10 protein-coding genes are annotated in these 15,090 nt (G+C 37.8%); 4 read left to right on the top strand and 6 right to left on the bottom strand.

Features of this window, described 5'->3' with window-relative positions; translation table 11 throughout:
• Positions 1–6 precede the first annotated feature (6 nt).
• Complete coding sequence (locus tag DEU40_RS17005; RefSeq protein WP_181397993.1) at positions 7–3,918, bottom strand: T9SS type B sorting domain-containing protein; 3,912 nt, start codon at positions 3,916–3,918, stop codon at positions 7–9.
• Between the two features lie 178 nt (positions 3,919–4,096).
• On the opposite strand from DEU40_RS17005, the gene DEU40_RS17000 reads away from it, so the two are divergent.
• The 4 genes from DEU40_RS17000 (at position 4,097) to DEU40_RS16985 (ending at position 10,400) form a co-directional block, all read left to right on the top strand.
• Entirely contained in the window at positions 4,097–4,690 is a 594-nt protein-coding gene (locus DEU40_RS17000) for a TetR/AcrR family transcriptional regulator (RefSeq protein ID WP_062675102.1), read from the top strand.
• A gap of 90 nt (positions 4,691–4,780) precedes the next feature.
• Complete coding sequence (locus tag DEU40_RS16995; RefSeq protein WP_110010949.1) at positions 4,781–6,133, top strand: TolC family protein; 1,353 nt, start codon at positions 4,781–4,783, stop codon at positions 6,131–6,133.
• A gap of 9 nt (positions 6,134–6,142) precedes the next feature.
• Complete coding sequence (locus DEU40_RS16990) at positions 6,143–7,204, top strand: efflux RND transporter periplasmic adaptor subunit (protein ID WP_110010948.1); 1,062 nt, start codon at positions 6,143–6,145, stop codon at positions 7,202–7,204.
• A 7-nt stretch (positions 7,205–7,211) separates the two neighbouring features.
• Positions 7,212–10,400: an efflux RND transporter permease subunit gene (locus DEU40_RS16985; RefSeq protein ID WP_110010947.1), complete on the top strand. Its 3,189-nt coding sequence runs from the start codon at positions 7,212–7,214 to the stop codon at positions 10,398–10,400.
• A 328-nt stretch (positions 10,401–10,728) separates the two neighbouring features.
• Here the strand turns inward: DEU40_RS16985 and DEU40_RS16980 are convergent, their stop codons facing one another.
• The 5 genes from DEU40_RS16980 to DEU40_RS16960 form a co-directional block, all read right to left on the bottom strand.
• Positions 10,729–11,175 carry a KTSC domain-containing protein gene (locus tag DEU40_RS16980; RefSeq protein ID WP_089692357.1) on the bottom strand — a complete coding sequence of 149 codons (447 nt, stop codon included), beginning with the start codon at positions 11,173–11,175 and terminating at the stop codon, positions 10,729–10,731.
• A 250-nt stretch (positions 11,176–11,425) separates the two neighbouring features.
• A complete protein-coding gene (locus DEU40_RS16975) occupies positions 11,426–12,190 on the bottom strand; it encodes a hypothetical protein (RefSeq protein WP_110010946.1) in 765 nt (254 codons plus the stop codon).
• Between the two features lie 548 nt (positions 12,191–12,738).
• On the bottom strand, positions 12,739–13,422 hold the full coding sequence (locus DEU40_RS16970) for a DUF2306 domain-containing protein (RefSeq protein WP_181397992.1): 684 nt from the start codon (positions 13,420–13,422) through the stop codon (positions 12,739–12,741).
• Between the two features lie 118 nt (positions 13,423–13,540).
• Complete coding sequence (nudK, locus tag DEU40_RS16965) at positions 13,541–14,122, bottom strand: GDP-mannose pyrophosphatase NudK (protein WP_110010944.1); 582 nt, start codon at positions 14,120–14,122, stop codon at positions 13,541–13,543.
• Positions 14,123–14,160: 38 nt separating this feature from the next.
• Complete coding sequence (locus DEU40_RS16960) at positions 14,161–15,066, bottom strand: TIGR01777 family oxidoreductase (RefSeq protein ID WP_110010943.1); 906 nt, start codon at positions 15,064–15,066, stop codon at positions 14,161–14,163.
• Between the last annotated feature and the right edge of the window lie 24 nt (positions 15,067–15,090).

Genomic DNA, 15,090 nt, shown 5'->3' with positions numbered 1-15,090 from the left:
TTTTTGTTACTCCCTGTTTTTGATCAAAAGCCATCCGTTGTAGATTCTTCCGTCAGAAACTTTTATGGTATACCAGTAATTTCCTGTAGAAATAGGATGGGATTCATATCTTCCGTCCCACTGGAAAGGTTTATTTCTGATAATCTCTTTGTAGATTACAGCACCTCTTCTGTCATATAAACTTACTTCTGTTCCCGGATAGTTTTCCAATCCTGCTATTCTCCACGCATCATTGATTCCATCTCCGTTAGGACTGATGGCATTGGGAATATTGAATATCGAGAAGTTTTTCTGTCCGATAATACATCCGGATTTTGTTCTCACATAAACGGTGTATTCTCCCATACTTAAATTGGTGAAAATGTTGGAATCCTGCCATGTGGAATTATTTAAAGAAAATTCAAAGTTTCCGCTCTGAGAAAGAATAACGGTCGCTGTATTGTTCGTGATATTGACAGAAACAATATGTGCTAAAACAGAATAGCTTACCTGAGTTGAACTTGTATTTTCACAACCGAAAATATTGGCCACTTTTACAGTATACGTTCCCGGAGTCGTTACAGTAATTGTTTGAGTGGTTGCTCCGGTATTCCATTCATAAGACATAAATCCTGGTCCTGCATCCAGAACAACAGACTTTCCTTCACAAAAATCAAGCTTATCAGGAAGTTGAACAAAAGGTTTTGGATTTAGGGTAAGACTTAACCGAACTCCTTTGAAACATCCGTCAGGCGTTGCCACTCTTACGTGAATAAGTGTTGTTCCGGTATTCAATACGTAAGCCGAAGGATTGGCAATAGGGTTGCCTGCCGTATCAGTGTAGGTAAAAATATAACCGGCCGGATTATTAATAATACTGGCTTCATAAGAATGAAGATCGACAGTCATTGAATTTGCGGTAGTTGAATTACATAAAACCTGTGTTACATCTTTTGCAGGAACATTATCAGTAGACAGAGTTACTGTTATTGCCAGTTTTTCAGATTCACAGTTGTTTAATGTTTGCGTTACATAATAGATTTGTCCGCTTACCAGAGGAGTTGACATTGGAATTACATTTCCTGCTGCATTATAAAATTTAAGAGCAGTTCCCGTTACAATCAGTTTTTCTAAAGTAGGGTTGGCAGAAGCACAGAAATCCTGATTTACATTGGCTGTCGGTTTAGGAGTTGTATTTACCGTTACCAGAACTGCTGTTTTATTACTCTCACAACCATTAATAGTCTGAGAAGCATAATAGGTCTGTCCATTGATAAGAACAGTTGTTGCAGGTACAATATTTCCTGCCGCATCATACCATTTTATATTCTGACCTGTGATCTGTATGTCAGAGATTTTAGGATTATTGGTGGCGCAGAATGTTTGCTGGGTATTAGCCGTTGTCGGAAGAGCTGTTGATGTCACAATTACATTCTGGTTCTGAGTAGCGGTATTTCCATTTCCGTCGTTATAAGTCCAGTGGATAATATAGTTTCCGGGGTTTGAATAAGATAAAGGATCTGTTGTTGTTGCAGTAATTGGTCCTGCACAGTTATCAGTAGCAGTAGGAATAGTAGTAACCGTTGTATGACAGTCTCCTGTAATGTCTGCCAGCAGAGTAACATCAGGAACCGGAGCCGCATTATCACCTACAATCACGTTTACTGTAAAAGTCCCATCACAAGCACCTGATCCTGAAACCTGGCATATATATGATCCTGCCTGAGCTGTTGTTGCATTTGGAATAGTAGGGTTTTGCTCATTGGATGTGAAGCCATTTGGCCCGGTCCAGCTATATACTGTTCCTCCGGTAGCGTTGAGTTGGATTGCCCCATTAGGACATACCGGCGAATTAGAAGTAACAACCGCTGCAGAGGTACAATCCTGAAATTTAGCAATGAAAATATCATTTCCACCACCTGGCGACTGTTGAAAGGTTCCCGGTGTTGCAATACCAGCTGAATTCCCACTTGACATGCCTGTCAGATAAATGGCACCTTCATCATCTTTTGTCGCCTCTCCCTGTTGCGTTGCACCGTTTCCTGTGTAATAGGTTCCCCATTCTTTTACATCATTCTGATTGTATTTAATTAAAAACGTAGAAATATACATTGCGGGCATTCCCATATAGGCACCCGGAGTAGAGATGTCGGGCTGCCCGCTGGAATGCAGTCCTGTAAAAAAAACATTTCCGTTAGTATCAGGATATGCCAATAGCTGGAAAGAGCCTGTAAAGTTAAAATAGCTTTTGCTAATCGCATTCGTAGTTAAATTTACCCTCCATATTCCAGGCTGTCCCATTGGAAAAGCGGTAGTTGAATATCTTCCCGGAAGAATTAAAGTATTGTTTACAATTCTGGCTTTCCATATCTGTTCCGAACCACTGTTTCCATAATAGCTTGATCTCAGAATTGAAGTTCCTGATTTTGAAATCTTAAGGTATAGTCCGTCTGATTCCCCTCCTTTTAACGGTTGAAAAGCATTGCTCATAGGGATTGCAGAAGATTGTGTTGCTCCAATTATTTCAAGGTTATCGCTTGAGGAGAGAATTTGGAAAATGGAAGTAGAACCGTCACTTCTTCCAAAGTAAGTAGCCCAATCGACATTCCCTGTTGTTGAATTCAGAGATGCCAGAATACCGTCTGTATACCCGATCGGTGTTGATTTTGCAGGCTGCATGGCGTTAACAGTCGGAAAGTCAGCACTGAAAGAATCACCACCAATGTATACATGATTTTGATTGTAGGAAACAGTATAGAGTTTATTCTGCCTGCTTGAAGAAAACTCTTTTTCAAAAGCAAAACTTCCGTTATTATTAAACTTTACCAAAACAATATTTTCATTATATTGTGCTCTTTGAACGGTTCCGCCTGCATAAATATTAAAACTTTCATCAAAATCTACATCTGCAAATCCGTCATTCATTCCGAAACCATAGTAAGTTCCCCAAAGCCTCTGCCCGGTTTTGGTCAGTTTCATCAGAAATGCATCAAGAGCGCCGGCAACATTTTGCTGATAGGTCCCGGAAGTAGCGAAGTTTGTGGTACTGGTAGTGGTTCCGAAAACATAGCCCTTACTCTGAAGATCTGTTTTTATCCTGCCGTAATCTTCTCCGTATCCTCCTGCATAGCTTCCCCATATTCTTGTGGGTACCGGATCTATTACAATGGTCTTGTCAGAAGTATTTACAGGAGCGGCAAATCCAAAAGTATGGTCTCCAAGATCCTTAAAAGAAACTTCAATATTTTTTTTGGTATTTCCGACAACCCAGCTGTTAGGAATATCTTCATAGATTTCCCCAAACCGCACACTCATGGTGAGCCTACCATTGTTTATTAAAGTAGGAGCTCCATTAAATTTCATTTGTATGTCTGAAATTTTTCCACCAGGATTGATGATGAAATTATATTCGATGGGTTTTAAAGTATCGTTAGGTTTAAAGAATACCAAATCTATATGAGGGTATATATTCTTATAGCGGATTTTTTGATATCGGTGAACATTACTAATGCCTTTTGGATTATCTGGAAGGTTATAATAGTTATCATAATCCGGAGATCGGCCTTCCGCAGTAATTGTTGATTGGGTATTGGAATTCACGAGATCAATATCTACCCTGTGAATCAGCTTTTCATAAATATATTCACGGATATGATACTGATCTGGTACTGAAAGCGCATTTTTTTCCTTTTTTGAAAAATCAGGATTACTGGTTTTCTTTATTTCGTAAATATCGTAAGAAAATCCTCTGGTTCGAAGCTGTACATTAAGACCATTTGAATGGAAAAGGTATCGTACATCTCGATTTACCTTCCCGTTCTGATCCGTAATCTGACCTTTGTTTTCATAAAAATAATAGAAATTGTTTTCAGAAACTTTTTTCTGTGAAAATAGAAGTACCGCGCTCAATAGTGAGAACAGTGAAAGAATTTCCTTCATCAGGTTATTAATTTTGCGGCAAAGATATAAAAATAGACTTCTCATTAAATAATAACTAATCACAAACTTTCATTCACAAACATGATGGATATCATGACATTTTTGTTTAATTTTTATGTTTAACAATTTTGTCAAAAATAAATTTTACTATAAATTTGCACAAATTTGTTTAACAAAAATGTCAAATCAAGCAAAAAAAGACCAAACACAGGAATTAATCAAGGAGACAGCGAAGAATTTATTCTTTGTGAAAGGAAAGTTTGATGCTACTACGCAGGAGATTGCAGATGAAGCAGGAGTGAACAGAACCCTTATTAATTATTATTTCCGTTCAAGAGATAAGCTTATCCAGATCATCTTTGATGAAGCGCAAAGAGTAGAACAGGAAAAATCGAAGATCATTCAGAATTCAGCTCTTCCTTTTAAAGAGAAGATCAGCAAATTTATAGAAAGCAGTCTTTCCACAAGCCTTCAGTATCCATATCTGGAAACGTATATTGTGTCACAGATCAATAAAGGAACCTGCCATCACAGAGAAATTGAGGAAGATATCCTGAACGATATGTACAAGGATATTGAAAAAGAAATGGAATTGGGAAATATTGAGAAAATGGCACCCGTTCAGTTTATTCTGAATATGGTTTCGCTACTGGTATTTCCTAGTGCTATAAGACCATTATTCATGGAGAATCTATTAATTAATGATGAAGAATATGATAAAATTATTTCTGAAAGAAAAGAGATTATTATCAATATGTTGTTCAAAAACTAAAAAAAACTAAAGTATTTCTGAAAATGATTCGTCAAATAGAAATAAATAATGAATGAAAATTAAATAAAAAAATAAACGAAGTATAAAATTATGAATAGAAAACGTATAACTGCTACAAAGCTAAAAATTGGGATAGCTTCAGCATTTATGATTTTCGGCTCAACCCTGATGTCTGCCCAGCAGCAGGTTTCCCTGCAGGAAGCGATTAAACAGGCACTTCAAAATAAAGCAGAAGCTAAAAAAGCTGCTTTACAGGTGAAAAAAGCCGAATACAAGATTGATGAAGCCAGAGCCGGTGCCCTTCCTCAGGTCAGTGCTACGGCAGGTTTAACCTATAATCCGATTATTCAGGAATCTTTGCTGGAATTTGGAGGAGAGAAAATCAGAGCTCAGTTTGGGCAGCCTTGGGGTTCAACAGCTTCTGTACAACTTCAGCAGGCGATTTTTGATCAGAGAGTCTTTACAGGACTGAAAGCTGCAAAGTCAACTAGAGAGTTTTATGTACTGAATGCTCAGTTAACCAATGAACAGATTATTGAAAATGTTGCAACAGCTTATTATCAGGTGTTCGTACAGGAGGAAAATCTTAAAACGGTAACAGCCAGCTATGCCAATACTGAAAAAGTAAGAAATGTTATTAAAAGTTTGGTTGATAACGGTTTGGCAAAAGCAATCGATTTGGACAGAACCAATGTTCAGCTTACCAATATCGGTTCCAATAAGCAGGCTTTAATCAACTCTGTTGAACTTTCAAAAAATGCCCTTAAGTTTTATATGGGAATCCCGATTTCTACAGACATCGAGCTTGAAGAAAAAGAAATCGAACCAAAACCTGAGCTGATTGCGAGCAACGTAAATCTTAATGATCGTACAGAGCTTAAAGTTTTAAATAAAAACAGGGAACTTTTGGTTTTCAATAAAAAAGCGACTGAAGCTTATCTTTATCCATCAGTAAATCTTACGGCGAACTACGGATGGGGAGCTAACGGAGCAAAATTCCCATTGACCAATGGCCTTAGTAGAGGCGTTCTCTGGAGCGATTTTTCAGCAATTGGTTTGAATGTCAATATTCCTATTTTCACGGGTGGAGCTACCAAAGCGAAAATCAACCAGGCAGAAATTGATATTCAGGATCTTGATGTTGATATTGAAAACACTCAACTGAGCTTGAGTTTAGATTATAAAAATGCCGTTACCAATATGGAAAATGCATTGATCAATCTCGAAAGCATGAAAGATAATGTAGGATTGGCGGAAAGAGTTCAGAAAAATACCCAGTCAAACTATCAGTATGGACTGGCAACACTTACAGAAGTGCTGGATTCTGAAAATGCTCTTACGCAGGCAAAACAGAACTATTCCAATGCATTGCTGGATTATAAACAGGCAGAGATCAAGCTGATAAAAGCTAAGGGTGAACTAAACACACTACAAAACTTATAATAAACTAAAATGAAAAAAACTTTAATATATATCATCGTAGCAGCTGTACTGGTAGGTTTAGCCGCTTACAAGATTGCGGGTAACAAAGAAAAACAGACGCAGGAAGTAAAAGAAGTTGCCAAGCAGGTGGATAAGATCAATGTTAATATTGTAACCGTTACAAGGGAAAATATTGATACAGACTACTCAGCCAACGGAACTTTTATTCCTAAGCAGGAAATGAACCAGTCTTCTGAAATATCAGGGCGTATCGTAAGCGTTCTGGTAAAAGAAGGTTCTAGGGTAGGAGCAGGACAGGTTTTGGCAACTATTAAAAAAGATGCTATCGAAGTAGATGTTACCCAGGCTCAGAACAATCTGCAGAATGCTATTATTGATAACCAACGCTATGAGAACGCATATAAAACAGGCGGAGTTACAAAACAACAGCTTGACAACTCAAGACTACAGCTGAAAAATGCTCAGGCTGCAGTAAGAGCACAGGGTGTAAAAGTAAATGATACAAGCATCCGTGCAGGAATCAGCGGTACGATCAACAAGAAAATGGTTGAACCTGGAACGGTGGTTTCTCCCGGAACATCGATGTTTGAAATCGTTAATATCAACAGTCTGAAACTTTCTGTTTTGGTAGATGAAAGCCAGATCGGAAAAATCCAGTTAGGTCAGGAAGTACCGATTAAAGTAAATGTTCTTCCGGAAGATTCTTTCGTAGGTAGAATTACTTTCATCGCTCCTAAAAGTGATGCTTCTCTGAATTTCCCTGTTGAAATTGAAGTACAAAACAGAGGAAACCTTAAGGCTGGTATGTATGCAACGGCTAAATTCAGTACAAACAACGGCGCAGAAACTCAGAATATGCTGACCGTTCCTGCAGAAGCGTTTGTAAATGGAGTAAGCTCAGGACAATTATTCATTGTTCAGAATGGTGTTGCTAAATTGATCAAAGTAACCATCGGAAAAGTTTACGGAGATAAAGTTCAGATTTTAAGTGGATTGAATGGAGGAGAGCAGGTGGTAACCAGCGGACAGATCAACCTGGACAACGGATCTAAAGTGAACATTATAAAGTAGCAGATCTATGAAGTTAGCAGAAATATCGATCAAAAGACCCTCGCTGGTAATTGTATTGTTTACAATTCTCACGTTGGGAGGTATCCTGAGTTATACACTCATGGGATACGAATTGATTCCAAAGTTTGAAACCAACATGGTAACCATTTCTACGGTCTATCCTGGAGCTTCGCCTGCAGAGGTGGAAACCTCCGTGACCCGAAAGATTGAAGATGCCGTAGGTTCTTTGGAAAACGTTAAAAAAGTAGAATCTTCTTCATACGAAAGCTTATCCGTAATCATGGTTCAGCTGAACGATGGAGCCGATGTAGACTACGCTTTGAATGATGCGCAGAGAAAAGTAAATGCGATTCTGGCAGACCTTCCGGAAGATGTGAAGGCGCCGTCTCTGAATAAATTCTCCTTAGATGATTTACCGATTATCACGATGAGTATTTCATCGGATAAACTGAACAGTAAGGACCTTTATGACTTATTGGATAAAAAGATTGAACCTATTTTCTCCCGTGTAAATGGGGTAGCTCAGGTGGACCTTGTAGGTGGACAGGAAAGAGAAATTCAGGTAAATCTTGATGAGAAAAAATTACAGGGGTACGGACTTTCAATCGGAGACGTGCAACAGGCCATTCTTTCATCAAACTTAGATTTCCCTACAGGAAGTTTGAAAACGAGAACTACAAAATCTACGATCAGACTTTCAGGAAAGTATAAATCTACAGAGGAAATGAACAACCTTGTTGTTTCCAATAAAAATGGAGCTCAGGTACGTTTATCTGATATTGCAACAGTTTTCGACTCTCAGAAAGATGTTGAAAAAGTAGCGAGATTCAATCAGTTTCCTACGATTTTGATGCAGGTTAAGAAACAATCTGATGCCAATGCGGTAGCAGTATCTGAAAGTGTTCAAAAGACCATTAAAACAGTAGAAGAAGCCTATAAAGTTCAGGGAGTAAAAGTGAAAATCGTAAACGATACAACAGAATTTACTCTTGAATCTGCCAACCACGTTATTTTCGACTTATTCTTAGCGATTATCCTCGTGGCAATTGTAATGTTACTATTCCTTCACAGTATCAGAAACGCATTCATCGTAATGGTTTCTATCCCGGCTTCATTGGTGGCAGCGTTCATCGGAATGAACCTGATGGGATATACTTTGAACTTAATGAGTTTACTTGGACTTTCACTTGTGGTAGGGATCCTGGTGGATGACGCGATTGTAGTACTGGAAAACATTTACCGTCACATGGAGATGGGTAAAAGTAAGATCAGAGCAGCGTATGATGGAGCTTCAGAAATCGGATTTACTGTTGCGGCAATTACCCTGGTAATTGTAGTGGTATTCTTACCGATCGCGATGAGTTCAGGTCTTGTAGCCAACATCCTTGCCCAGTTCTGCGTCACGGTAGTTATTGCCACCTTGTTATCATTATTGGCTTCATTTACCATTATTCCTTGGTTATCATCAAGATTCGGTAAACTGGAACATTTAACAGGGAAAAACTGGTTCGAGAAATTCATTCTTTGGTTTGAAGGATTAATAGACAAGTTTACACACTGGATCACAGGAATCCTTGAATGGTGTCTGAAAACGACGTTAAGAAGAATTTCAACAGTGGTAATCACATTCATTGTTTTAATCAGTTCATTCATGCTGGTAGCATTCGGGTTTATCGGAGGAGAGTTCTTCCCACCAATCGACCGTGGCCAGTTCCTGGTACAAATGGAATTGTCAAAAGATGCAACCGTTGAGAAGACAAACCAGTTAACGTTAGAAGTTGAGAAATTCTTAAGAAATGATAAAGATGTTGTAGATCTTATCACAACAGTCGGACAACAGTCTACTGGTTTTGGTGGTGCTCAGGCAACTACTTACCAATCTGAGGTTCAGGTGAACTTAACTGATAAGTCTGAACGTTCTGAAAGTACCAACATTAAAGCTGCAAAAATAAAAAGACAGCTGGAAGAGAAATTTACAGGAGTTGAGTTTAAAACGGCTCCAATCGGTATCATGGGTGCGGAAAATGCTCCTATTGAAATGGTAGTAACAGGACCGGATAACGCTACAGCAGTGAAAGAAGCAACAAGAATCCTTGAGCTATTGAAAAAAGTTCCTGGAGCAGTAGACGCCGAATTATCAACCGATACAGGTAGCCCTGAAGTTCAGGTAAGTATCGACAGAGATAAAATGGCAGCTTTAGGCCTGAATCTTTCAAGTGTAGGACAGACGATGCAGACCGCATTCAACGGAAATACAGACGGAAAATTCAGAGCGGGAGAATATGAATATGATATTAATATCCGTTTCGGTGATGTGAACAGACAATCTATTGATGACGTTAAAAACCTTATGTTTACAAACCCTCAGGGGCAGCAGGTTCGTTTAAGTCAGTTTGCTAATGTGGAAATGGGTTCAGGACCGAGTTTGCTTGAACGTAGAGATAAATCTCCTTCTGTAAAAGTAAGAGCGAAAGCTGTTGGTAGACCGGTAGGGGACGTAGCGAATGAATGGGCAAACCAGTTCATGAACAGCGATAAAAAACCTGTAGGTGTAGATTATATCTGGAGTGGAGATATGGAGAACCAGCAGGAAGGTTTCGGTACGTTAGGAATTGCATTATTGGCCGCTATCGTATTGGTATACCTGGTAATGGTTTCACTATATGACAGTTTCGTATATCCTTTCGTGGTATTGTTCTCAATCCCGTTGGCGATGATCGGGGTAATGGTTATCCTTGCCTTAACAGCCAACTCGCTGAACATTTTCACCATGTTGGGTATGATTATGTTGATTGGTCTGGTAGCGAAGAATGCGATCCTTATCGTTGACTTTACGAATGCAAGAAAAGCAGCTGGTGCCAATACTCATGATGCCCTGGTACAGGCGAACCACGCACGTCTTCGTCCGATCCTGATGACCACCATTGCGATGATCTTCGGTATGTTACCGATCGCATTGGCAACAGGTGCCGGAGCAGAGATGAACAAAGGTCTTGCATGGGTAGTAATCGGTGGTCTGACATCGTCACTATTCCTTACCCTGATCATTGTACCGGTAGTATATTCATTATTTGACTCTCTTTTAAGAAGAATGGGACAACATAAGAAAGTAGACTACGAAGCTGAAATGAAAGCTGATTACGTACACAGAGAACTGAATGAAGACGGATTTACTCCGAAGCATTTGGATAAATAAATTAAACCTTTAATTAACCGAAAGCCGTGTCATCTTGATACGGCTTTTTTTGTTGGTAAATGTCATTCTGACGAAGGAAGAATCTCGTTTTGTAGTCTTTCCTATGAGATTCTTCACTTCATTTCATTTCGTTCAGAATGACAAACGTAGACTGTTAACTTTTGGCTCATTCAATAGGAGCGGCCTTACTCCTGAGCTCAGATGAAGGAAGCATGCTTAATTCTATAACGTTCATTATTCGGCTTTAGCCAAAACATAAAGCCATGTTTTGGCAACAAAAAAAACTCCCAGCAAAACTGGAAGCTTTGTATATTATAATAGGAAAAGATTAATCTGCCATAGCCTCTCCGGACTTTCTGTAAACGAAGTTTCCGTAGATATGTCTTCTTGCAAAACGGCTTGGTGAATCAGCATTGATCATTTTGATATACGTGTTTTTTGGAACGCCCATATATTCATACATATTCCCGTTCAGATGCTGAACCGTTAAAATTGATTTCTCCAAATAAAAATCCTGAATATTGGATTTTGTAATGGTTTCAGTATATTCTTCCTTATATTTTTCCTGCGTTTCCGGATTGATACTTACCAAAAAGTGGTAGGCTTCAATCACAGATTTGCTTTTTTCTTCAGCTTCCTGCTTTCCTGCTTCATCATTAATGAATTTATCAGGATGGGTATCTTTCATCACATTTCTGTAAATCGTCTTTAATTCTTTTAAAGTAACGTTTTTATCGACTCCAAGAAGTGTTCTGTGCTCACCAATTTTTTTCATATCTCTAATCCTTATTTTCGGGGTGCAAAATTACGGATTTAAATCTGATAAACCATAACTTATTCATTATTAATTTATTTAGTTGTTTTTAAAGCATTAAATCAGGATGATTAACTGCTGTAGAATCTGTATTGTTAACTTTCACAGCCGATTAAACTCTGATCATAATTTTATTCAATGTGGGAATACATAAAAAACAGCGCCCAATATGAGTGCCGCTATATTTAATCTTTCAGGTTTTACATCAATCCTAAGGTTCATCACAAGTTCTTTTCAGCTTGGTGAAAATCTTATCAAAATCCTTGTAAGAACTCTCTTCATTATCACGCTTTTGTCTGAAACTGCTGTTGGCACAGTTATGAAAACCTAAACCAATCATATCGATTAAAGCATAATCTTCTTTTTGAGGATCATTCATTTTGGCCTCAAATCTTGCCATTACACCTTTTGGGTCAGCATTATTTTTGCTTTTAAGTTCAGTATACGCTCGCCATGCGGCAAACATCTTTTCTCTGTCGGGAGAGGAGATGGCGTCAATCTGTTCTCTACAGGTATTGTAATATTTACTGTTTCTCAATGTGGTAGGATCAGAATAGGCAAGGATTTCTTCTTTATTAAGCTGGTATTCATTTTCAAAAGAATCAATGGTTTCTTCCATTAATTTTTTCCATTTCGGAAGATCAATTACTTTAAGGCTGTACAATTCTTTTTTCTTTTCTTCATACTGCTTTTCCAGTTCCTGTAAATAGGTTTCTCTGTTTTTACGGATTTCTTCAAGCTGGGCAATTTTAAAAACAGGCTGGGTATCAAATACAACCCCATTGAACTGATACAAAAGTTTATTGACGCCGTCTATTTCTTCTTTTTTATATTTAGCCGGGTCAAAATACCCTTTATTGTCACAGTTAAAGGTCTGATAGCTGTAAGGGGTCAGACTGTTTGCTTTTGCAGGAGTTTTTTGCCCCCAAATAGTAATGGATAAGGCCAAAGCAAGCCCGATCATCATTTTTTTCATGTACATAACCTGTTGAAAGAATCCGAATTTTCTGAATTTCAGTGCAAAATTAAAGCTTTAAATTCAAAATATAAAGGATTAAATAGATTTTCTCAATTGATTTTGCAAATTTTATATGGATTTTATACTTGCGTTTTTGTATTTTCAGAATTCAGGTGTTTTAAATTCTGAAAAATAGACGGTTATAAACTGATACAGAGGTGTTTTTGTTAATGATAATTGCTTACTCCAATAAGACTGTAATCCGGTTACGAAAATAAAAAGGATTAGATTTTTCCTACAGATCCGTTTATAATTTTAACCTTGCTGGAATTATGAATTTTGTCTCAAATAAAGTTAGTTGGGATCAGTTCTCCAGTTTGGTTGTTTTTCTAAATTTAAAATAATAGATTTACATCAATTAACACAAAACCATGATCTATTATTTTTTTCTTCTTTTTATTATCGCTGTTTTTGGAGGCATTTCTTACCTCATCATGCGTTTTTTCGGTAAATGGACCAGGCAAAGCAAATATGAACTTATTTTTAACACCTTCATATTTATTGCTTCATTTTTTCTGGTGTCGTTTCTCAGTCTGTATATTTTCTTTTCTACCCTTGATTTCTCCCGTTAACCAGGAGTTTTTTCTAAGAATTAAATAAGCAAGGAAAAGGTTGATAAAAAGGGAAGCCCAGACATTCAGACCATAAAAAAGCCCGTAGTCATGATAAGCTTCGTTATAAAACAGATTTTTAACAATTCTGAAAGTAATCGCTGTAGTGGTGACGGCATAGCTGAAGACCATATACATTCTGTGTCTGTTCACATTTCCTTTTTTGATAGAAAATACGGCAGCAAAAGTGAAATAAGCCCAAAGTACGTCCTGTACCAGAAAACCTGTAATTCCGATAAGCCCTCCATTTGAAAAAAGTCCCAGTACAAAACACGCGGGAACATTGATGATCAGAATATTGTACACATATATTTTCCCGATAAGCTTGTGAAGGTTTCTGTTTTCCGCTAAAAACCGGTTCGAAAACTGTGTCAAGCCAGCGAGCAGACAAAGTGTTATTGAAAAAATATGAATGTAGAAAAAAGTCATCCAGTATGGATTTCCGACTACTTCTTGTTTGAAAGCCAGAAATCCGGTATTTTGATCCAAAGAAGTATATTGGGAAATTACTTTCAGCATCAGGATGCTGAAAAGAAGGACTAAAAATAAAGCGCCAGCTTTAATTATCTGTATTCCCAAAGACTTCATATCGTATAAACTACCGGAGTTAATTTATTGCTTTTATTCAAATAGACGTTTTTTTGTATCAATCATCATTAATCAATCATCATTAATCAATCATCACTCATATTCTATTTTACAAGATTCCTTTGATCCTCAGATGCTGCAGAAGCATGATGGTTTTTGCATCTTTGATTTCTCCTGTGTCAATCATTTTCAGGCTTTCTTCAAAAGATAATTCAAGAACTTCTATATTTTCCCCTTCTTCTTCCAGTCCGCCTCCATCATTGATTTTCATTTCATGAGAATATTCTGCAATAAAGAAATAAAGAATTTCCGTCACAGATCCGGGCGACATATAGGCTTCAAAAACCTTTTCAACCTTGGAAATTTTATATCCGGTTTCTTCTTCGGTTTCTCTTTTGATACAGTCTTCAGGATTATCATTATCCAGAAGTCCGGCACAGGCTTCTATGAGCATGCCTGTAGAATTTCCGTTGATATAGGTCGGTAATCTGAATTGTCTGGTGAGAATAACGGTGTTGGAGACTTTATTGTAAAGAAGGATTACGGCTCCGTTTCCGCGGTCATAAGCTTCTCTGCTCTGGGTTTCTGTAGTTCCGTCCTTTTTTAAAACAGAGTAGGTAACTTTGTTTAAAGTATACCAGTTATCTGAAAGGATTTCCGTGTTTAATAAGGTTATATTCGGGTTTTTCATTAGAATATTGTTGTGTTATAATAAATGTTTTCTTGAAATTACTTTTTTAATAAATCCTTTAAAGCTTCCTCCAGATCAGGAAATTTAAAATGGAAACCTGTATCCTGAAGTTTCTTTGAAGAAGCTCTGGAACCTTCCAGAATAGCATTTGCCAGTTCTCCGAATAGCAGTTTCAGAACAAATCCGGGAATATTGGGCATCAATAAAGGTCTTCCAAGTACTTTGGCAATTTTTTTTGTCAGATCTTTATTGGTGGCATGTTGTGGAGAAACAGCATTATAAGCACCATCCATTGTTGGATTTTTTAATGCAAATTCATAAATAGAACAGATATCCTCAATATGAATCCATGGCATATATTGTTGGCCGCTTCCCAGTGGAGAACCGATATAGTACTGAATAGGAGGGATCATTTTCTTTAAAGCTCCGTCTTTTTCAGAAAGAACTACGGCAGTTCTTATTTTGACAACCCTTTCTGCCAGATCCTGTTCCTTGAAATCATCAGCAGCTCTTTCCCATAAAATCACCACTTCACTTAGAAAATCATTACCCGGAGGATCGTTTTCTGTGTAAATATTTTCTGAGGTTTTTGTACCGTAAAAATTTATTCCTGAAGCTGAAATAAAAGAAGTAAGCTTGATTTTATTTTTTCTTAAAGTGGTTCGAAGCAATTCTGCGGAATCTACACGGCTGGAAATCAATTCTCTTTTTCTTTCCGGGGTCCACCGCTTTTCTGAAATATTGGCACCTGCCAGGTGAATGATGTGTGAAACATTGTCAAAGGCTGTTTCATCTATACTTCCTTTTTTGATGTCCCATTCATACTCATAATCATGTTTTTTTTTCCGGGTCAGAAATCTGATCTCGTATTCGCTCCCTATTTTTTTTGCCAGTTCTTTAGCGATCATGCCGCTGGCGCCGGTGATCAGGACAACTTCTTTCATAATACTATATTTGTAGTGGGTGGG

This window comes from Chryseobacterium sp. AG844, from assembly GCF_003182335.1.
GTDB lineage: Bacteria > Bacteroidota > Bacteroidia > Flavobacteriales > Weeksellaceae > Chryseobacterium > Chryseobacterium cupriresistens.
Note: the sequence above shows the minus strand (reverse complement) of the source record. Positions and strands in the feature narration are given on the sequence as shown.

Excerpts from the sequence above, each read along its gene's own strand:
- DEU40_RS17005 (WP_181397993.1), bottom strand. The coding sequence starts at position 3,918 with ATGAAGGAAATTCTTTCACTGTTCTCACTATTGAGCGCGGTACTTCTA.
- DEU40_RS17000 (WP_062675102.1), top strand. The coding sequence starts at position 4,097 with ATGTCAAATCAAGCAAAAAAAGACCAAACACAGGAATTAATCAAGGAG.
- DEU40_RS16995 (WP_110010949.1), top strand. The coding sequence starts at position 4,781 with ATGAATAGAAAACGTATAACTGCTACAAAGCTAAAAATTGGGATAGCT.
- DEU40_RS16990 (WP_110010948.1), top strand. The coding sequence starts at position 6,143 with ATGAAAAAAACTTTAATATATATCATCGTAGCAGCTGTACTGGTAGGT.
- DEU40_RS16985 (WP_110010947.1), top strand. The coding sequence starts at position 7,212 with ATGAAGTTAGCAGAAATATCGATCAAAAGACCCTCGCTGGTAATTGTA.
- DEU40_RS16980 (WP_089692357.1), bottom strand. The coding sequence starts at position 11,175 with ATGAAAAAAATTGGTGAGCACAGAACACTTCTTGGAGTCGATAAAAAC.
- DEU40_RS16975 (WP_110010946.1), bottom strand. The coding sequence starts at position 12,190 with ATGAAAAAAATGATGATCGGGCTTGCTTTGGCCTTATCCATTACTATT.
- nudK (WP_110010944.1), bottom strand. The coding sequence starts at position 14,122 with ATGAAAAACCCGAATATAACCTTATTAAACACGGAAATCCTTTCAGAT.
- DEU40_RS16960 (WP_110010943.1), bottom strand. The coding sequence starts at position 15,066 with ATGAAAGAAGTTGTCCTGATCACCGGCGCCAGCGGCATGATCGCTAAA.